Source organism: Halobellus sp. H-GB7 (assembly GCF_030848585.1).
Classification (GTDB): Archaea; Halobacteriota; Halobacteria; order Halobacteriales; family Haloferacaceae; genus Haloquadratum; species Haloquadratum inordinatus.
In genome coordinates, this window is the sequence record NZ_JAVDDW010000001.1 from 716,765 (window position 1) to 735,130 (window position 18,366).

Below are 18,366 nucleotides of genomic sequence, written 5' to 3' on the forward strand. Positions count from 1 at the left end.
AGCGCGCTCGGACGACGGTACCCCCCTGAACGACGCTACTCCGACTCCGTACTGACGAGCGTGTCGTCTTCGAGGTAGTGTTCGATGTGGTGGGCCGCTTCTTCGACCTCGATGAGATTCTCCCGGAGGAGATGTGCGGTCGTCTGATCGCCGAGGTTCGCCGCGAGTTCGATGTGCTCGCGGAGCGTCTCGATGATGTCGCCGTACATCTCCATATCGTTCCGGAGCGACGTGCGGACATCGTAGACGTCCTCGTCCTCGGCTTCGACCGGCGCGTGCTCGGTGAGTGTCGTCATTCCGGCTATGGGGACGCCGCCGAGCGCCTGCACGCGCTCTGCGAGTTCGTCGGCGAACTCCTCGGCACCTTCGGCGGCATCGCCGAGGAACAAGTGAAGGTCGCGGAACTCCGCACCCTCGACGTTCCAGTGGTGCTTTTTCAACTGGTGGTAGAGAACGTACGTCGACGCGAGGTCCGTATTCAGCGCGTCGACGAGCTGTGATGCTTTCTCAGCGTCGATGCGGAGCGCCTCGCTTCCCTCGACTTCGTCGGCGTGCTGTCGGACCGTCTCTTGGGTGTTCATCGCAGCCAACGGTTGGTTCGCGACGGACTTAATACTTCGACCTACAGAAACATCTTTTTGGTAAAAACAAATATATTCTATGCCCGGTGGGACCAGCGACGGCAGATCGAGTCCTGCCGTCGAGAGTACCGATCGTAGGGAGTACCGCAAGTCCGCATAGATGTCTCGCCGGACGGTACGGCGAGAATCTCCGAACGGTGACGATAACCCCTATCAGTCGGTCGTGATGCCGATATCTTCCTGCGGGTAGCTCATCTCCACGATCGTCTCGTGGTGGCGGCACTCTTCGAGCGCGTGCTTGGCGTCCATTCCCGCGGTGTGCGGGTTATCGGCGATCCCGACGCCGACTTTGAGCTCGACGCCGGCCTCGGCCTCGACGTGCTCGATCGCGTCGCGGTAGTCGGCCTCGTCCATCGCTGGACAGATCGAGATGATGTTGTCGCCGCCGACGAAGAACGAGAGCGCGCCGTACTCCTCGCGGAGGTAGCGCATCACCGCCGCGTACCCCTGTTCGATCTGGATGAAGGAGTCGAACTCGTTGAGCCGGTCTGTGTACTTGCCCGTCGCGTCGTTGACGTCGAAGTGAGCGATCTGGACGTCGCCGGGCGCTCGGCGGCTCTCGGTGAGGTACTCACCCGCGAGCACCTCGCGGCGGTCGCCGTCCTGTGCGGAACCGGCGCGCTGGAGCCCCGCCGTCGCCGATTCGAGCGCCTCGACCGGCGATGGGTCGGTCCCCGTTCCCAGACTGATGGTGACGGGATAGCGGTTGCCGATCGACTCCTGGAGGAGTTCGTGGTCCGCCTCGTCGAGCCCGTTGGTGATCGCGACCATATTGTCGAAGCGCGTGAAGAAGGCGTAGCCGTCGCGACTCCCGATGAACTGCGCGAGGTCGGCGAAGAGGCGAGACTGGAGGGTCTGGAGGTCCATCTCGCGTCGCGGTTCGGGCGTCACGGTCCACGGCCCGTAGTTGTCGATCTGAACGAGAGTGAGCTGGGAGTTCGTCACATCTGTCCTCTGGGACGTAGCGTATATCGTTCTTTCCGTATCAGATTAGACCACCGTCTCACTTCTGGAACGTGTTGTCTGCTAACGAACGAGGACAGTACCGGCCGGTCGACTCCACCGTTGCACCCGCTACGTTCAACACCACCAGGTCCCTACCACCGCCAATGGGTGTTCGCGGAGTCATTTTCGACGTGGACGGGACGCTAGTGCGGGGGAACGAACCGATCACGGGAGCAGACGCCGGCCTCGCGGCCGTCGAACGCGCCGGCCTCCGCCGACTGTTCGTGTCGAACAATCCGACGAAGCCGCCCGCAGCGTACGAGCGCCGACTCGGTCGCGCCGGAATCACAGCGGAGGCCTCCGACGTCATCACTGCGGGCACCGTGACTGCGGCGTACCTCACCGAGCACCACGCGAGCGACGAGATCGCCGTGGTCGGCGAATCCGGCCTCGTCGACCTCCTTCGCTCGGCCGGCCTCTCAGTGACTGTAGTCGGATCCGGGACGGACACCGCGGGTGCCGCGTCTTCGGCCGACCGCGACGCCGAAGCACAGATGGACGGCGGTGCCACTCCCGACGTCTTGGTCGCATCGGTCGACCGGGACTTCAACTACGAGACGCTCCGGGAGTCGCTGTGGCTCCTCGAAGACTCCTCTGTCACGTTCGTCGGCACGGATCCCGATATCGTCATCCCCGCTCCGGAGGGTGACGTTCCCGGGTCTGGTGCGGTGATCGACGCGATCGCGAACGTCGCCGGGCGAGATCCCTCGATCGTTCTGGGCAAACCGAGCGACACGGTGCGGACGATGGCGCTCGATCACCTGGACCTCCCGCCCGAGGACGTGCTCGTCGTCGGCGACCGACTCGACACCGACGTCGCTCTCGGCGAGCGCGCCGGAATGACGACCGCGCTCGTCCGGACCGGCGTGACCGACGAGGCAGACCTCGCAGCGTCGCCGATCGAACCGGATTACGTGCTCGACTCGCTCGCGGAACTTCCGGAACTTCTCGCGGATACGGGAGACGTGTAGTTCGAGTATACATTCGTTTCGGACAATAAGTATAACAGATCTCGGTCCGTCTAGCGCGATGGATTATGGGCAAGAAGATCCTGATGATCGTCGGCGACTTCGGTGAAGACTACGAGACGATGGTTCCGTACCAGGCGCTGGAGATGGTCGGCCACGACGTAGACACGGTCTGTCCGGAGAAAGAAGCGGGCGAGACGGTCAAGACGGCGATCCACGACTTCCGCGGGGATCAGACGTACCTCGAAGAGCGCGGGCACGACTTCGAGGTGAACACGACGTTCGCGGAGATCGACCCCAGCGACTACGACGCGCTCGTCGTCCCCGGCGGGCGGGCACCCGAATATCTCCGCACGTACGACGCGGTCCTCGACGCAGTCAGGCACTTCTTCGAGGAGGACAAACCGGTGGCGGCAGTCTGCCACGGGCCGCAGATCCTCGCGGCCGCGGGCGTCCTCGACGGTTACGAGATGACCGCTTATCCGGCGGTACGCGCCGAAGTCGAAGCCGCCGGCTGTTCGTGGGTCGACGAGGTGACCGTCGACGGCAACCTCGTGACGGGGCAGGCGTGGCCCGACCATCCGGAGTGGCTCGCCGCCTTCCTCGACCTCCTCGGGACCGAGATCGACGCTGGCGTTCCGGCCGCCGCAGACGACTGATAATTGTCGTGTGGTAACGTCTGACAAATATTTATATACTATCGTGGCGTTCCTCACAGTATGGAAAGTCAGCCGAACAGTCCGTACGTCTACTCCGAGGACGCCCCGGAGCCTGCCGAACCGTACGTCTCACACGACGAAGTCGAAGAAGCGGCCCTACCGGATCCGGAGGGCCGAGACGTGATCATCGCCGACGGTCAGGCGATGAGTTTCCGCGCCTATCACCGGCGCTGAACGCGGGTTTCGAGTCGGTCGTAGTTATAGGGCTTATCGTCACCGTTCGGAGATTCGCGCCGTACCGTCCGGCGAGAAATCTATGACGACGTACGATAATCCCTATTAGAAGGCGTCGCCGTGAACGGTGGCGTCCGCGCGGAGTTCTTCTCGGAGCGCGGAGTGGACGTGACAGACGTCCTTCGCGCGCTCGAGGATCGTCGCGAGCGTCTCGTCGTCGAGGTCCGCTTCGACGTAGATGTCGAACCGGATGGCTTCGAGGTCGTCGTCCTCGTCGAGGTCGGCGTCGGCGTCGATCTGGACCTTCCCGAGGTCGTCGTGGCCGCGCTGCTGGCCGCCCACGCGGAACGCGGGGAGGAAACAGGAGGCGTAGTCGGCGACGAGTACCGCGTTCGGGTTCGGCCCAGCCTCGTCGAGCGCGTCGATGGTGAGTTCGAATTCGCCCACCTGACTGGTACTCGCGAAGCCTTCCTCGCTGACGGTCGAAGTCTGAATGTCGCTCATTCCGTCCGGAGGGACGGAAGGGACCGCCCTAAAGGTTACTTACCGTACCGAGCGGTGGCGCTCGAACCGCACTGTGACGGTCGTTTCGGGACTCACTCCAGCGTGAACGATTCGTCGCCGTCGAGGACGTGGACCTCCGCGGAGGCTCCCGTCGCTTTGACCTCGCGGACGACGTCGTCGGTGTCGATCTCGATCGGCGGGAACGAGTCGTAGTGCATCGGCAAGAGGTGATCGACGCCGAGCCAATCGGTCGCGATGGCGGCCTGCGCCGGCCCCATCGTGAAGTGATCGCCGACCGGGAGCGCAGCGGCGTCGGGTTCGAGGTAGGGTCCGATGACGTCTTTCATCTCGGACATCAGGCCGGTGTCGCCGGCGTGATAGAACGTCGTCGCGTCCGCGTCCGACTCCTGGGTCGGCTTCTTGTCGCTGATGATGAAGCCGGCGGGCATCCCGAGGCTGTGTTCATAGCCCGTATTGAGTCCGTTCGTGTGATCCGCGCGGTGCATCGTCACGAACGCTTCGCCGCACTCGACGGTACCGCCGATGTTCATCCCGATGCTGTCTGTAAAGCCGACTTCCTCCTCCATATACCCGGTCAGCTCCGGGACAGCGACGACTGTCGCGTCGGTGAACGCGTCGGCGTCGCCGATGTGATCGGCGTGGCCGTGCGTCAAGAGGACGTAATCCGGCGTCTCGACGTCCGAAGCCGAGAGTTCGGTCTTCGGGTTCGAGAAGAACGGGTCGATCAGGAAAGTCGTGCCGTCGACGTCGACGTGCCACGTGGAGTGGCCGTGCCAAGTGAGTTTCATCGTCATCGTCCGCTAGCATATTCTTCCGGATCGACAATAAAGCGTACTGTCGATAGAGAGAAATGCGCACAAGTGACACTCGTCGATCACGTATATATTCTCGGCCGTCGACGTGTGAGTATGGACCACGTAATTGACTACCAACCCTCGTTCGCCCTCCTGACTGTTTCACTCGACGCCGAGGAGTCGATTCGAGCGGAGGCGGGCGCGATGGTCTCCCACGACACGACGATCGAGATGCAGACGAACGCCACGGGCGGCTTTCTGTCCTCGATCAAGCGCTCGCTCGCCGGCGAGAGTTTCTTCCAGAACACCTTCACGGCGAATGCCGCCGGCGACGTCCAGTTCGCGCCCCCGCTGCCAGGCGACATCACTCACCTCGACCTCAGTGACGAGACAGTGTACGTCCAGTCCGGGTCGTACCTCGCGGGTGACGCCGACCTCGACGTCGACACGGAGTTCGGCGGCGGACGCACGTTCTTCGGCGGCGAAGGGTTGTTCCTCCTGAAGGTGAGTGGGAGCGGCCCGCTGTTCCTGTCGAGTTACGGGGCAATCCACCCGGTCGACGTCGCAGAGGAAGCGCCGTTCGTCATCGATACGGGCCACATCGTCGCCTTCGAGGAGTCGCTTGACTTCACCGTCCGTCGGGTCGGTGGCCTGCGATCGACGCTCACGAGCGGCGAGGGCCTGGTCTGTGAGTTCAGCGGCACCGGAACAGTCTGGCTCCAATCGCGGAGTATGGACGCGTTCGTCGCATGGCTCGCGCCGCAGTTACCGGCGCAGTCGAGTGGCAACTGATAGGGATTATCGTCACTGTTCGGAGATTCTCGCCGTACCGTCCGGCGAGAAATCTATGGAGACGTACGATAACCCCTATGAGCGTCGGCAGCGACGACGCCCTCGCAGCGCTGCCCACGCTTTGCCGACAGCCTCCGAAACTCTTTCGTGAAACTCGACATACGGGTGTGGAAGCCCCTCGTCGTTTCCGAGATAGAAAGAACGAAACACCGCCGCGCCGTCGGTTCCGACGTGCACACCGTTAGATTCCGAGACCCGGCAGGGTCGATCCGACAGGGCGAATGGCACGGTGAGGAAGTCTCCTTCGGCGGCGAGACGTACGACCTAGAGGAGGTCGACGTACTCCCACCGAGCGATCCGGACAAGATCGTCTGCATCGGCCGGAATTACGCCGACCACGCGGCTGAGATGGACAACGAGATCCCGGACCGACCGCTCCTGTTCCTGAAGCCCCCGAACACACTCGCGGGCCACGGCGATAGGGTAACGCTGCCGGCCGGGAAGGACCAGATCGACCACGAGGCCGAGATCGCTGTCGTCATCGGCAAGCAGGCCCGGAACGTCGATGCCGCGGACGCGATGGACTACGTCGCGGGCTTCACCTGCCTGAACGATCTCTCGAATCGCGACGACCAGCGCAAGGAGAAGAACTGGGTCCGCGGGAAGGCGTTCGATAACGCCGCGCCGATGGGGCCGGTCCTCGCGAGTCCCGACGAGGTCCCCGCCGATGCCGACATCGAACTCCGCGTCAACGGCGAAACGAAGCAGTCGTCCTCGCGTGACCACCTCGCGTTCCCCGTTCCCGAACTGATCGAGGAGATCACGACGTATCTGACGCTGGAACCGGGCGACGTCATCGCGACTGGCACGCCCGCGGGCGTCGGCCCGCTCTCGGACGGCGACACCGTCGAAGTGGAAGTCGAAGGGGTCGGCGTCCTCGAACACGACGTCCGAATCCCGTAGCGGCCACCAACGTTCTCCGTCGACATTCTCCGGTATTTCGAGGACGAGCGGACACGTCCGAGCGACTCTCCTCGGCGCCGACGAAGGAAAATCCATAAGTTTAGGCTCGCCTAATCCGGTTTCGTGGAACTGACTCGACGCGATGCGCTGGCGGCGCTGGCCGCTGTGGGGGCGACTGTCGGTGGCGGCGTTCTCGCCGGACGGTACGATCCACCACGGGCAGACGCCGCATCGGACGCCGGTAGCGGGTCGGCAGCGGAGCCGACGCTCTCGACAGACCTTCTCGATCTACTGGACGCGGCCGCCGAGGTCGTCTATCCGAGCGGCGTCGACGGTCGCCGCACGTTCGTCGAAACGTACGTCTTGGGTCGGACCGAGAACCGACCGGCGTACCGCGAGGGACTTCAGGAGGCGGCGGCCCAACTCGACGCCGTGGCACGTGACTGGCGCGGGCAGCCCTACGCCGACCTCGACGCCGACGTCCGAGACAAACTGCTCCGCGATCTGGGTGTCGAGACGGCAGAGCCGGTGGCTGACGGGACGATCACCGAACGGATCCGGTTCTACGTCGTCAACGACCTGCTCTTCGCGTTCTACTCGTCGCCGGCGGGCGGCCGACTCGTCGGCATCGAGAATCCGATCGGCCACCCCGGCGGCATCGAGAGCTACCAGCGCGCGTCGACGTCGCCCTCGTCGACCGAGCGCAGTGGGGGGGACGAATGAGCGCTGACGGCGCCAGTGGCAGATCTGACGGTGGTGTCGGCGACGGTATCGACCGAACGCCCTCGCCCAGCGCGGACGTCTGTGTCGTCGGCTCAGGGCCAGCGGGTGCGCTCGTCGCGCACCGACTCGCAGACGAGGGCGCGAACGTCGTCGTCCTCGAAGCGGGACCGCGCTTTGAGTTCTCCGAACGCACTGCACAGCAGGAACAGCACATCCGCCCGGGGATGGAAGACCCGTGGGAGATGGGCGGTCCGCGCGACGCCTACAGCACCGAGGGACGACACTATCCGCTGAACGCGGCGCGCGTGAAGGGCGTCGGCGGGTCGACGCTACACTGGCAGGGGATGGTGATGCGGCTCCACGAGCGCGACTTCGAGATGCAGACGCGCTACGGCGTCGGCACTGACTGGCCGATCGACTACGAGGACCTCCAGCCCTACTACGCCGACGCGGAGCGCGCATTCGGCGTCGCAGGCGCGATGGACAACCCCTACGCGCCGTCACGCGAGGAACCGTTCCCGCTCCCGGCGTTCCCCCCGTCGTACTCGGATTCCCTCTTTGCAGAGGCCTGCGAGCGTCTAGAGATCGATATGCACTCGGTGCCGAACGCGCGGAACTCCGAGCCCTACGATGACCGTGCCCCGTGTCTAGGCTACGGGACGTGTAAGCCGGTCTGTCCCTCAGGGGCGAAGTACACCGCGGAATCGCACGTCGCGAAAGCCGAAGCAGCCGGCGCACGGGTGATCGACCGGGTGCCGGTCCAGCGCCTCGAACACGACGACGCGGGCGAGACGATCGAGGCCGCGGTGTATGCGACGCCCGATGGGACTGAACACCGACAGACTGCGGGGCAGTTCGTCCTCGCCTGTGGCGGCGTCGAGAACGCGCGGCTGTTGCTGCTGTCGGCGTCCGAGCAGCATCCCGACGGGTTAGCGAACTCCTCGGGCGCTGTCGGACGCTTCTTTATGGATCACCTGTTCGCTGGCGCTGGCGGGCGTCTCGACGAACCGACTCGGCAGAATCACGTCGGCTTCAACACCAGCGAGACGCACCAGTTCTACGACGACACGGAGCCGGTCGAAGGGCTGAAGCTGGAGTTCCTCAACTACGCTGGCCCCTCGCCCGTCATCGAGGCGCTCGGTGCGGACACCTGGGGCGACGAGCTCGCAGAGCAACTCAACGAGTCGTACGGCACCCACGTCGCGGTCGGCGGTCTCGTCGAGCAGTTGCCCGACGCCGAGAACCGGATCACGCTCGATCCGGACCGCCGCGACGACCACGGGAACCCGGTCCCGCACGTCGAGTGGTCGCTGGGTGAGCGAACCGAGCGAGCGATCCGGCGCGCGAACGAGATCCAGCACGCGATCTTGGAGGAACTCGGCGCGTCGATCGAGTGGACGGTCGGCCCCGAGAGCACCGGTCCCGCGTACCACCAGATGGGAACCACGCGGATGGGGTCGGATCCCGGACAGAGCGTCGTCGACGCCGACTGCCGGACGCACGACCTCTCGAACCTCTGGATCGTCGGGTCGTCAGTGTTCCCCACGGGCGGTGCGATGAACCCGACGCTGACCATCGCCGCGCTCTCGTTACGGACGGCCGAGGCGCTGTCGGCGTCGCTGTCGGACCGCTAGTTGCTTCCATTGGCGAGCAGTCGGCACAGAGGCTGATAGGGATTATCGTAACTATTCGGAGATTCTCGCCGTACCGTCCGGCGAGAACTCTATGAGGACGTACGATAATCCCTATGAAATCCCGCGTCGACGTGCCGAACGACCGCGGCCCGACGCGGGGTAGACGCTACGTCACGGGGGTCGCTGGCCGCGTCTTCGTATATAAATCTCTGTTGACACCGGGAATCCGCGGGTCGTTCCGAGAGCGCCAGCCGCTACTGAGACGCACCCTTAAAGACCCGCGGGCGACAGCGTACGAGTATGCAACCGAGGGACCTCTCCGCGCACGAGGCGTACGTACCCGGACGCGGAGCCGAGGAGGTGGCCCGCGACCTCGGGATGGACCCCGAGGAACTGACGAAACTGTCGTCCAACGAGAACCCGCACGGACCGAGTCCGGACGCGGTCGCGGCCGTCGAGGCCGCCGCACCCGACGTGAACGTCTATCCGAAGGCGTCACACACGGATCTCACCGACCGGATCGCCGAGCAGTGGGGCCTCGACTCCCCGCAGGTGTGGGTGAGCGCCGGCGCCGACGGCGCGATCGACTACCTCTCCCGGGCGTTTCTGGAGCCTGGCGACGAGATTCTCGTCCCCGAACCGGGCTTTTCGTACTATCCGATGTCGGCGCGGTACCACCACGGCGAGGCGTCGTCGTACCGCATCTCGAAGGCCGACGACTTCGAGCAGACGGCCGACGGTGTCCTCTCGGCGTACGACGGCGAGCGGATCGTCTTCGTCACGACGCCGCACAATCCGACTGGCTCGGTCCTGCCGCGCGAGGAGATCCGCGCGCTCGCCGAGGGCGTCGCGGACCACACGCTCCTCGTCGTCGACGAGGCGTACGCCGAGTACGCCGACGAGCCCTCTTCGATCGACCTCCTCGACGAGTACGAGAACATGGCCGTCCTGCGGACGTTCTCGAAGGCCTACGGCCTCGCCGGTGTGCGGATCGGTTACGCCGCCGTCCCGGAGGCCTGGGCCGACGCCTACGCCCGCGTGAATACGCCTTTCGCTGCCAACGAGATCGCCTGTCGCGCCGCGCTCGCCGCGCTCGACGACGACGAGCACCTCGAACGCTCGGTCGAGACCGCCCAGTGGGCCCGCGAGTACTACCACGAGCACCTCGACGTGCCGACGTGGCCCTCTGGCGGCAACTTCGTCCTCTGTGAGGTCGGTGACGCGACCGCGGTCGCCGAGGCGACCCAGGAGCGCGGCGTCATCGTCCGCGATACCTCCAGTTTCGGCCTGCCAGAGTGCGTCCGGATCTCCTGCGGCACCCGTGAGGAGACCGAGCGCGCCGTGGCGGTCCTCAACGAAGTCGTCGCCGACGTCCGGCCGGAGGCGACCGAGCCGTGACGCGCGTCGCGCTCACCGGAACCCCCGGAACGGGAAAGACGACCGTCTCCGAACTGGTCGCCGAACGGACCGGCGTCGATGTCGTCCACCTCAACGACGCGATACGCGAGGCAGACCTCTTCGAGGAGCGCGACGTCGAGCGCGACTCGCTGGTCGCCGATCTCGACGCCGTCGAAGCGTGGCTCGACGAGCACGAGGACCGCGTTGCCGACGAGAGCGACGCGGATACGCTCGTCGAGTCACACCTGTCGCACCTCTTGGACGCCGACCAGGTGATCGTGTTGCGCTGTCGTCCCGACGTGCTGAAGCCCCGGCTCCGCGAGCGCGGCGAGTCCGAAGCTTCCGTGGCTGAGAACGCCGAGAGCGAGGCACTCGACGTGATTCTCGCCGAGGCGGTCGAACGCCACGGTGAGGAGGACGTCTGGGAGATCGATACGACCGATCGAACGCCCGACGCGGTCGCCGACGACGTCGTCGCCGCGATGGAGGGCGAAGTAGAGCCCCGAGTGGGAATCGTCGACTTCATCGACTACCTGTGACTCTCGATCAGTACCGGGACCTCGCAGACCGACTGCTCGCGCCGTTCGTCGCCGCCGCCGACCGACTCGGGCTGAGTCCCGACGGCGTAAGCGTCGTCGCCTTCGGGTTCGCGGTCGCGGCCGGCGGCGCCTTCTACCTCGCGACGCCGCTTTGGTACGCCCTCGGCGCGCTGTTCGTCTTCGCCAACGGCTGGCTCGACTTGGTCGACGGCGCGCTCGCACGGGCGCAGGGCGTCTCCAGCGAGGGCGGCGACCTGCTCGATCACGTCCTCGACCGCTACGCCGACATCGCGATGCTCGTCGGCCTCGCCGCCGGCATCGACGGCTACGCCCTCGGTCTCGCGGCGGTCACGGGCGTCCTGATGACCTCGTATCTGGGCACGCAGATCCAGGCCGTGGGACTCGGCCGCGAGTACGGCGGCCTCGTGGGGCGCGCGGACCGCCTCGCACTCATCGGCGTGGCTGCAGTCGTCGCTGCCGTCTCGCTCGCGCTGGCTGCCGTGCCGGTCCGCGTCGTCGGCCTGAGCGTCGTCGGCTGGCTGTTGGTGTTCTTCGCCGTCGTGGGACACCTCACGGCGCTCCAGCGCTTCTGGGGCGCGTGGTCCGACCTCTCTTAGCGCGTCGGGCCTCGAACGGCACGTCTGCCGGCGAGTCCGGAGTACACAAAAGCCCGTCCCCCGAACCGCTAACAAGGATGGCCGATCCGACCACGACACGCAGGCGCCTGCTCGAACTCGGCGGGACCGCGATACTCGCCGCGCTCGCGGGCTGTAACACGGCGGCACCGCGTACGGGGACCGACACGCCCGCCAGCGCGACGTCGTCGGAGACGCCGGGGACTGAGACGGCGACCGAAACGCCGACCGAGACAGCGACGAGCCCCTACACTCGCGTGTATCGCCAGGTCAGCGACTCGGTCGTGCTCGTGCGCACCGACACCGGGCAGGGAAGCGGGTTCGTCGCCCGCTCCTCGTACGTCGTCACCAACGCGCACGTCGTCGACGATGCCGCGACGGCAGAGATCAGATTCAGCGGCGGCCGGTGGAGCCGGGGAGAGATCGTCGGCACGGATCCCCACAGCGACCTGGCGGTGATCGCGCTCCCAGGGTCGGCGCCGGACGCCGAGGCGCTCTCGTTCGCCGAGGAACCTGCCGTCGTCGGCCAGGAGGTCGTCGCGATCGGGAACCCGTTCGATCTGGACGGCTCCGTCACGGCCGGGATCGTCAGCGGCACTGATAGGTGGATCCCGGCCCCGACGGGGTCGCGCATCCCGGATGCCATCCAGACTGACGCGGCCGTCAACCCGGGGAACAGCGGCGGCCCGCTCGTGTCGCTCGACGGTCGGGTGGTCGCCGTGATCAGCTCCGGGGGCGGCGAGAACATCGCGTTCGGTATCTCGGCAGCCCTCGCTCGTCGGGTCGTGCCGGCGCTCGTCGAGGACGGCCGCTTCGAGCACCCCTACATCGGCGTCACGCTGCTCGGCCTGACGCCCGATCTGGCTCGCGCCAACGGGATGGCGACGCCCCGCGGGGTCCTCGTGACCGCGGTCGACGAGGACGGCCCCGCCGCGGGCGTCGTTCGCGGCGGCACCGAAATCCGCGTCGTTGACGGGCGGCGCGTGCGAGTCGGCGGCGACGTGCTCCTAGCGATCGACGGCGAGCGGATGCAGACGACAGAGGACCTCGGGAGCTACCTCGCGCTCCAGACGCGCCCCGGCGACACGGTCGAACTGACACTGCTCCGCGACGGGACCGAACTGACAGTCGAGGTCGAACTCGGGGCGCGACCCGCCTGAGTCGCTGTCGTCGCCCGCGTTCGTGCTGTATTGCGCCCGTATCTGTTCCGTGTCGCCGTCCGCGTTCGTGGCGCTGTCTGGCGCCGCGGGCGCACGGCCGGCGTGTCCTTTATATCGCCCCCTCGACTACGACGGAGTATATGCCCCAGTGCGAGATGTGCGGCAAGGAACGGCCGTCCCTGACGACGGTCAAGGTCGAAGGGGCCGAACTCGAACTGTGCGACGACTGCAAGGAGTTCGGCACCGAGGTCCGCACTGAGTCGAGTTCCTCTCAGTCGACGAAGTACTCGACGTCGAGTTCCTCCAGCGCGTCGAGCACGTCCTCGTCTGCCGGCGGCGGGTCGTCCGGCGGCTCCAGCCGACGCCGACGCGATATGTTCGACGATATGGACGAGATCGCTTCGGACTACGACCGCCGGATCCGCGAGGCGCGCGAAGACCGCGGACTGAGCCAGGAGGACCTCGCACAATCGCTCAACGAGAAGGCGAGTCTCATCCGCAAGCTCGAACGCGGCGATATTCTCCCCTCCGACGAGGTACAGAAGAAACTCGAACGCAAACTCGAAATCTCGCTCGTCGAAGGCGGCGACGGCGAGGACAGTGAGTGGTCTGGCGGTTCGTCGACGACCACGACGCTCGGCGACGTCGTCAAGCGCAAGGACTGACGCGGCTCTGTCTCGGTGTTGCGCTTTCAGTGCGTTTCAGGGAGCGGGAGCGACGCGCTCTCTCCGACCCAGAGCCAGCACGTGAGGAGCAACCTATTTTGTGTCGTGGGACCCAGGAGGGAACGTGTTCATCTTAGTCAATCTCAAAGCCTATCCCTGCGACCCCATCGAGGTCGCGACCGCCGCGCGCGACGTTTCGGAGGCCTCCGGCGTCCAAATCGCCGTCTCCCCGCAGGCGGCCGACATCGCCCGCGTCGCAGACACCGGCGTCGAGACGTGGGCCCAGCACGTCGATCCGAACGGTTACGGGAGCCACACCGGTAGCACACTGGCAGAGTCCGTCGCCGACGCCGGCGCGGTCGGCACGCTCATCAACCACTCCGAAAAGCGGCTGAAACTCGCGGACATCGACGCCGCCGTCCGCGCGGCCGAGCGCGCTGGCCTGGAAACGTGCGTCTGTGCGAACAACCCCGCGCAGATCGGTGCCGCGGCCGCGCTCGCCCCCGACAGCGTCGCCGTCGAACCGCCGGAACTGATCGGCGGCGACGTCTCGGTGGCGACGGCCGATCCCGAAATTGTCGAGGACGCTGTCGCCGCCGCCGGGAACGTCGACGAGGCGGTCGACGTCTACTGCGGCGCGGGCATCTCCTCCGGCGAGGACGTCGCGACCGCGGGCGACCTGGGTGCGTCCGGAATCCTCCTCGCTTCGGGCGTTGCGAAGGCGGACGACCCGCGCGCGGCGCTCGAATCCCTCGTCGAACCGCTTTAAGACCCGCACAGACCCTCATTCGGTAATTCTGATGTCACTGAGACAGTTCCTCGACGCGATCGAGTCGCCGGAGCGGTCCCTCGTCGTGCTCGATCGAGACGCGCCGGAGCCAGTTCAACGAATGCTGGAGAAGACGTTCGCGGACCAGCCGATCGACGTCGACGAGGTCGATCTCGACGACGAAGGTGAGGACGTGGTCGTGATCGTCGAAGACGGGACTGTCGTCGCCAGGTCGTCGCTCCGAGACCTCCAGGACGCGATCCTGTTGGTCAACTCCGATCTCTTCGTCACCGGCGCACGGCAGTTAGAGGACGTCGAACTTCCAGCCGTCCTGCAGGAGCTAGACGAGATCCCCTTCTTCCTTCGCGGCTACCCCGAATCGCACTCCGAAAAGCTGCTCTTGATCCTGGTTTCCCGATACATCGAACAGACCGCGTGGGAGCAGCAGTCGGGGACGCTGCGCGCGTCGTTTCAATCTCTCTCGCGGATCGAAGACGAGATCGGAACGCACCAGGTCTACCGGCGACTGGACGACGCTCCAGTCGATGTCCACGTCTACGGCGCGCCGGGATGGGAACCGTCGCCGCAGTCGACGATCACGATTCACGCGGGATACGAACAGGACTTTCTGGAATCGTGGTTCGTCGTCTACACGCCGCCGGCGGGCGGCGACGAACACGTCGCGCTGCTCGCGCTCGAAGAAAGCCCAAACGAGTGGACCGGATTCTGGACGTACCGGCCGTCGCTGGTGGATGAGATCAACGAGTACATCATCCGTCAGTTGTGACCAAGGGGGCGGACTCCCCGCTCGTAGTGGTTATCGCGACTGTTCCTCGATTTTCGCTATGCCGCTCGGCGAGAATCGATGCGGACTCCCGAACTCAGTATCAGTCGTCGCCGGCTTCGACATCTCTGTCCTGTCCGTTTACAGTGGCCTCGCCTGCTGCTTGCTCAGACGTTCCGGGGCGGAACGCGGCTTCGACGGCCGTGACGACCTCCCGTAGCTCTTCGTCGTCGAGTCGGTCGGCGAACTCCTGGCGAACGAGGTCCGGGAGGGCGTACGCGTAGCGGCCGCGGCCGACGTGTTCGACGAACCCCGCGCGACGGAGCGGCCGGTTGCGACTGTAGGCGAGTTGTTTGTCGCCGACCTCGCCGGCGGCGACGTGGGCGTCGACCGGATCACAGGCGTCGATCTCGCGGTAGAACGCGAGCATCCGTCGGGACGCCGGCGGCAACGACGACACGACGTTCCGCAAGCGTTCGATGACGTCTGCTCGCCCGGTCAGCATCGCCGTCCCCTCGTGAGCGCGCTCGGGTGCCGTGTCGGCGTCCGTCGACGGTTGGAGCTCAACGTCGCCGTCGGCGCCGACGTCGGCGTCGAGTCCCGGGTACGCGCCGGCGGCGGCCGCTGTGACGGCCTCCTCTTGCTCTTGACTGGCGTCTGCCGTGGCAGTCGTGGGCGCCTCCTCGGTCCCGCCGTCGCTCGACGCCCCGGCTCGTTCCCCTTCGTCGTACTGATCGAGCGCGGCCTGCTGGTCTTCAGTCCGGGCCAGGTTCCGGCCGTCGCCGCCGCGGTACGGCGCTTCGGCCGTCTGGAACATCGCTTGGGCGAACTGGTCGGCCATCTGCGAGAGGTCTTTCGCCTCTTCGAGTTCGCGCTCGAGCTGTCGGATCTTCGCCTCCTTCTTCTCTAACTCCTGTTTGAGATCGGCGATCTCGCTTTCGCGGCGGGCTTTCTCGTCGGAGATGTCCTGCAGTTCGGAGACGAGGTCGCCGTCGACGGACTTCAGGTCCGGGCGCTCGAAGTCGTCGAGGCCGGGCGTCGCGCCCGCGTCGAACGTCTGCTTCTTGTGGAATTTGACCCGCCGAAGCGACTCCGACCAGTCGGTGACGAGGAACGCCTCGCCGTCGTCCATCTCCTCGATCGCGTCCGCGTACTCCGAGCCGAGGATCCGCCCGACGACTTTCGTGTCGTTGTTCCAGGTCAGGCGATGCCAGACGAGCCAGTCGCACTGGGTGATGAAGTCCTTTTTGACGTCGGCGGGGCGCTGAGAGATGCCGACGATCCCGAGGCCGTGTTTCCGCCCGCGCTTGCCGATCTTGATGAGCATCTTGCCCGCCTCGGTCATCCCGCCGCCCTCGGGGATGTACTCGTGGCACTCCTCGACGAGCATCAGGAAGGGCTTCTTGAGCTTCTTCTCTTTCGCGAAGAGTTTCTTCGCGACCTCCGTCAGCAACTCTTGAGCTTCGTCCTCGTCGAGGTAGCCGGAGACGTCGAGGATGATCGGGACGTTCTGTTCGAGCGCGAGATTCGCGAGCTTTTCGGCGTGCTCGGGACTGACGACGATGTCGCACTCGTCGTCGGCGCCCGCGTGCAGTAGCTCGAACTGCTCTTTGAGGCCGTAGTACTCGCCGTCGGTGTCGACGATGAGTACTGGAAAGTTGTTCGAGAGCAGATTCTCGATCATCACGGACGCCGTGTTCGACTTCCCGGACCCGGATTTGCCCGTGATGAACCCTCGTCCGGTGAGGATGTCGACGACTGGTAGCTCGACGGACGTCCCCGGTTCGTGGTCCCCGTCGCCACCCGGACCCGCGCTGACGTTCGCGACGGCGATCGTCTCCGTATCCTCGGTCATCTATCGGGTGCTCGCCCTCGCGGGGCATAGTTCCTTCCCCGTGCGGCGACGACGCTGGCCGCTCGGCGATGCGCGCCTCCCCGACTACTCGCCGGGATCGAACTGGTCCAGCGACGATTGGCCGTCGCCGTACCCTGGTTCCTCGGAGACGCCGCGTCCGTCGGGGCGGGTCTCGGCACCGACCTCGCTGTCGGTGTCACCGCCGACGCTGCCGTCGACGTCGGCGGCCGCTGACCCGGCCCCCTCCCACCCGTCGAGTTGGGACTGTTCGCCGTCCGCGAAGGAGAGATTCGAGACGCGGACGCCGACCTTGCGGGCGTCGTCGTCTTCGAACTCCGCGAGCAACTCTAAGGCGACCTCCTCGACGAGCGCGGGGTCGTCGACCGGACCGGGAAGCGACCGCTCGCGGGTGTTGACGTCGTACGGCGGCACGACCACTTTGATCCCGATCGTACGGTACGTCGCGCCGCGGTTGCGAGCGCGTGCAGCGACGTCGGCCGCGAGCGCCGTCACCGTCTCGCGCTTTCGTTCGTCGTCGTCGGTCGCCTCCGAGAACGCCGACTCCCGAGAGAGGCTCTTGGGTCGGCCGGTCGGCGTGACCTCACGGTCGTCGATGCCGCGGGCGCGGTCGTGGAGTTCCGGCCCGCGCGAGCCGAACGCGTCCCGAAGCGCGGTCGGATCGGCCTCGGCGAGGTCGCCCGCGGTCTCGACGCCCATCGACGCGAGCCGGTCCGCCGTCACGGGGCCGACGCCGTGGACGGCGTCGACTGAGAGCGGGGCCAGGAAGTCGCGGACGGTCCCCGGTTCGACGACGACGAGACCGTTCGGTTTGTCGTGATCGGAGGCGATCTTCGCGGCGGACATATTCGGTGCGACGCCGACGCTCGCGGGAACGCCGACCTCGCGGGCGATCCGCTGTTTCACGTGCCGCGCGTAGCCCTCCGCGAGCGTCCGGTCGCCGTCCGGGGCGCGTTGCCAGGCGGTTCGGTCGGTCACGTCGAGGTACGCCTCGTCGATGCTGACCTCCCGGACGACGTCTGCGCACTCGTGAAGGATCTCTTTGACCGACGCTGCAACCGAGCGGTAGAACTCCAAATCGACCGGCCGGTAGTAGCCGACTGCTTCGTCATCGGAGTCGGTGACGGCTGTCTCGCCGGTGGGGGCTGCCTCGCCAGTGGGGGCCGCCTCGCCGGCAGTGGCCACCTCGCCGGCATCGTCGCTGTCTCTCTCCTGGCTCTCGGCGCGCGGGAGTCGATCGAGCGCCTGTGAGATCGGTTGGGCGCTCTCGACGCCGTATTCGCGGGCCTCGTAGCTCGCGGTGGCGACCGCCCCGAACGTCTCGCCGCGCTCGTAGCCCATCCCGACGACGACGGGCTCGCCGCGCAACAGGGGTTCGCGAAGGCGTTCACAGGAGGCATAAAAGCAGTCCATATCCACGTGGAGAACGATCCGCGATGGATCGCGCTCTGTGACGCCCGGCAGGGTTTCGCCGCTCATCGGCGCCCCCGGACGACCCGCACGCTATGCAGAGTGCGCTCGGTCCGTCGACAGCGGGAGCGGTCGGAAGCCATCACGGTCTTTCGCCCGTCGTGAAACGAACGTCGGGACGTAGACGGCGAGCGC

The 18,366-nt window shown here is 66.2% G+C and carries 20 protein-coding genes; 14 read left to right on the forward strand and 6 right to left on the reverse strand.

Annotation, left to right across the window (positions count from 1 at the left end; all coding sequences use genetic code 11):
• Positions 1 to 35 precede the first annotated feature (35 nt).
• Positions 36 to 581, reverse strand: coding sequence for a DNA starvation/stationary phase protection protein DpsA (gene dpsA, locus RBH22_RS03855; protein ID WP_306676578.1), 546 nt, complete (start codon positions 579 to 581; stop codon positions 36 to 38).
• Positions 582 to 794: 213 nt separating this feature from the next.
• On the reverse strand, positions 795 to 1,586 hold the full coding sequence (locus tag RBH22_RS03860; protein ID WP_256290589.1) for a GTP cyclohydrolase III: 792 nt from the start codon (positions 1,584 to 1,586) through the stop codon (positions 795 to 797).
• A 164-nt stretch (positions 1,587 to 1,750) separates the two neighbouring features.
• Between RBH22_RS03860 and RBH22_RS03865 the strand changes: the two genes are divergently transcribed.
• The 3 genes from RBH22_RS03865 (at position 1,751) to RBH22_RS03875 (ending at position 3,507) form a co-directional block, all read left to right on the forward strand.
• Complete coding sequence (locus tag RBH22_RS03865; RefSeq protein WP_306676579.1) at positions 1,751 to 2,617, forward strand: HAD-IIA family hydrolase; 867 nt, start codon at positions 1,751 to 1,753, stop codon at positions 2,615 to 2,617.
• A gap of 62 nt (positions 2,618 to 2,679) precedes the next feature.
• Positions 2,680 to 3,273: a DJ-1/PfpI family protein gene (locus RBH22_RS03870; protein WP_199723120.1), complete on the forward strand. Its 594-nt coding sequence runs from the start codon at positions 2,680 to 2,682 to the stop codon at positions 3,271 to 3,273.
• Positions 3,274 to 3,333: 60 nt separating this feature from the next.
• Positions 3,334 to 3,507: a hypothetical protein gene (locus RBH22_RS03875; protein ID WP_199723118.1), complete on the forward strand. Its 174-nt coding sequence runs from the start codon at positions 3,334 to 3,336 to the stop codon at positions 3,505 to 3,507.
• 105 nt (positions 3,508 to 3,612) lie between these two features.
• Here the strand turns inward: RBH22_RS03875 and RBH22_RS03880 are convergent, their stop codons facing one another.
• A complete protein-coding gene (locus tag RBH22_RS03880) occupies positions 3,613 to 4,011 on the reverse strand; it encodes an OsmC family protein (protein ID WP_256290591.1) in 399 nt (132 codons plus the stop codon).
• Between the two features lie 92 nt (positions 4,012 to 4,103).
• Positions 4,104 to 4,820 (reverse strand): metal-dependent hydrolase, encoded by a 717-nt coding sequence (locus RBH22_RS03885; RefSeq protein WP_306676735.1) that lies wholly within the window; start codon positions 4,818 to 4,820, stop codon positions 4,104 to 4,106.
• A gap of 120 nt (positions 4,821 to 4,940) precedes the next feature.
• Here RBH22_RS03885 and RBH22_RS03890 point away from each other — a divergent pair, with 120 nt between their 5' ends.
• The 11 genes from RBH22_RS03890 to RBH22_RS03940 all read left to right on the forward strand — a co-directional run bounded on the left by RBH22_RS03890 (position 4,941) and on the right by RBH22_RS03940 (position 14,891).
• A complete protein-coding gene (locus tag RBH22_RS03890; RefSeq protein ID WP_306676580.1) occupies positions 4,941 to 5,618 on the forward strand; it encodes a TIGR00266 family protein in 678 nt (225 codons plus the stop codon).
• 231 nt (positions 5,619 to 5,849) lie between these two features.
• Complete coding sequence (locus RBH22_RS03895) at positions 5,850 to 6,581, forward strand: fumarylacetoacetate hydrolase family protein (protein ID WP_306676581.1); 732 nt, start codon at positions 5,850 to 5,852, stop codon at positions 6,579 to 6,581.
• Positions 6,582 to 6,704: 123 nt separating this feature from the next.
• Positions 6,705 to 7,304 carry a gluconate 2-dehydrogenase subunit 3 family protein gene (locus RBH22_RS03900; protein WP_256544934.1) on the forward strand — a complete coding sequence of 200 codons (600 nt, stop codon included), beginning with the start codon at positions 6,705 to 6,707 and terminating at the stop codon, positions 7,302 to 7,304.
• 47 nt (positions 7,305 to 7,351) lie between these two features.
• Positions 7,352 to 8,938: a GMC family oxidoreductase gene (locus RBH22_RS03905; RefSeq protein ID WP_306676736.1), complete on the forward strand. Its 1,587-nt coding sequence runs from the start codon at positions 7,352 to 7,354 to the stop codon at positions 8,936 to 8,938.
• 300 nt (positions 8,939 to 9,238) lie between these two features.
• Complete coding sequence (hisC, locus tag RBH22_RS03910) at positions 9,239 to 10,336, forward strand: histidinol-phosphate transaminase (protein WP_256544936.1); 1,098 nt, start codon at positions 9,239 to 9,241, stop codon at positions 10,334 to 10,336.
• Positions 10,333 to 10,875: an adenylate kinase family protein gene (locus RBH22_RS03915; RefSeq protein ID WP_306676583.1), complete on the forward strand. Its 543-nt coding sequence runs from the start codon at positions 10,333 to 10,335 to the stop codon at positions 10,873 to 10,875. Before hisC ends, RBH22_RS03915 begins: the two co-directional genes overlap by 4 nt.
• Positions 10,872 to 11,492 carry a CDP-alcohol phosphatidyltransferase family protein gene (locus tag RBH22_RS03920; RefSeq protein ID WP_121570841.1) on the forward strand — a complete coding sequence of 207 codons (621 nt, stop codon included), beginning with the start codon at positions 10,872 to 10,874 and terminating at the stop codon, positions 11,490 to 11,492. The genes RBH22_RS03915 and RBH22_RS03920 overlap by 4 nt, the downstream gene beginning before the upstream one ends.
• 77 nt (positions 11,493 to 11,569) lie before the next feature.
• The gene (locus tag RBH22_RS03925; protein WP_306676584.1) at positions 11,570 to 12,670 is read left to right on the forward strand and encodes a trypsin-like peptidase domain-containing protein; all 1,101 of its coding nucleotides are present in this window, start codon (positions 11,570 to 11,572) and stop codon (positions 12,668 to 12,670) included.
• Positions 12,671 to 12,810: 140 nt separating this feature from the next.
• Positions 12,811 to 13,335 (forward strand): multiprotein bridging factor aMBF1, encoded by a 525-nt coding sequence (locus tag RBH22_RS03930; RefSeq protein WP_306676586.1) that lies wholly within the window; start codon positions 12,811 to 12,813, stop codon positions 13,333 to 13,335.
• Between the two features lie 124 nt (positions 13,336 to 13,459).
• Entirely contained in the window at positions 13,460 to 14,104 is a 645-nt protein-coding gene (gene tpiA, locus RBH22_RS03935) for a triose-phosphate isomerase (protein ID WP_306676587.1), read from the forward strand.
• 31 nt (positions 14,105 to 14,135) lie between these two features.
• Positions 14,136 to 14,891: a DICT sensory domain-containing protein gene (locus tag RBH22_RS03940; protein WP_256544939.1), complete on the forward strand. Its 756-nt coding sequence runs from the start codon at positions 14,136 to 14,138 to the stop codon at positions 14,889 to 14,891.
• Between the two features lie 100 nt (positions 14,892 to 14,991).
• Here the strand turns inward: RBH22_RS03940 and RBH22_RS03945 are convergent, their stop codons facing one another.
• Positions 14,992 to 16,743, reverse strand: coding sequence for a DUF87 domain-containing protein (locus RBH22_RS03945; RefSeq protein WP_256544940.1), 1,752 nt, complete (start codon positions 16,741 to 16,743; stop codon positions 14,992 to 14,994).
• Between the two features lie 84 nt (positions 16,744 to 16,827).
• The gene (locus RBH22_RS03950) at positions 16,828 to 18,240 is read right to left on the reverse strand and encodes a DNA polymerase IV (RefSeq protein WP_306676588.1); all 1,413 of its coding nucleotides are present in this window, start codon (positions 18,238 to 18,240) and stop codon (positions 16,828 to 16,830) included.
• Positions 18,241 to 18,366 lie beyond the last annotated feature (126 nt).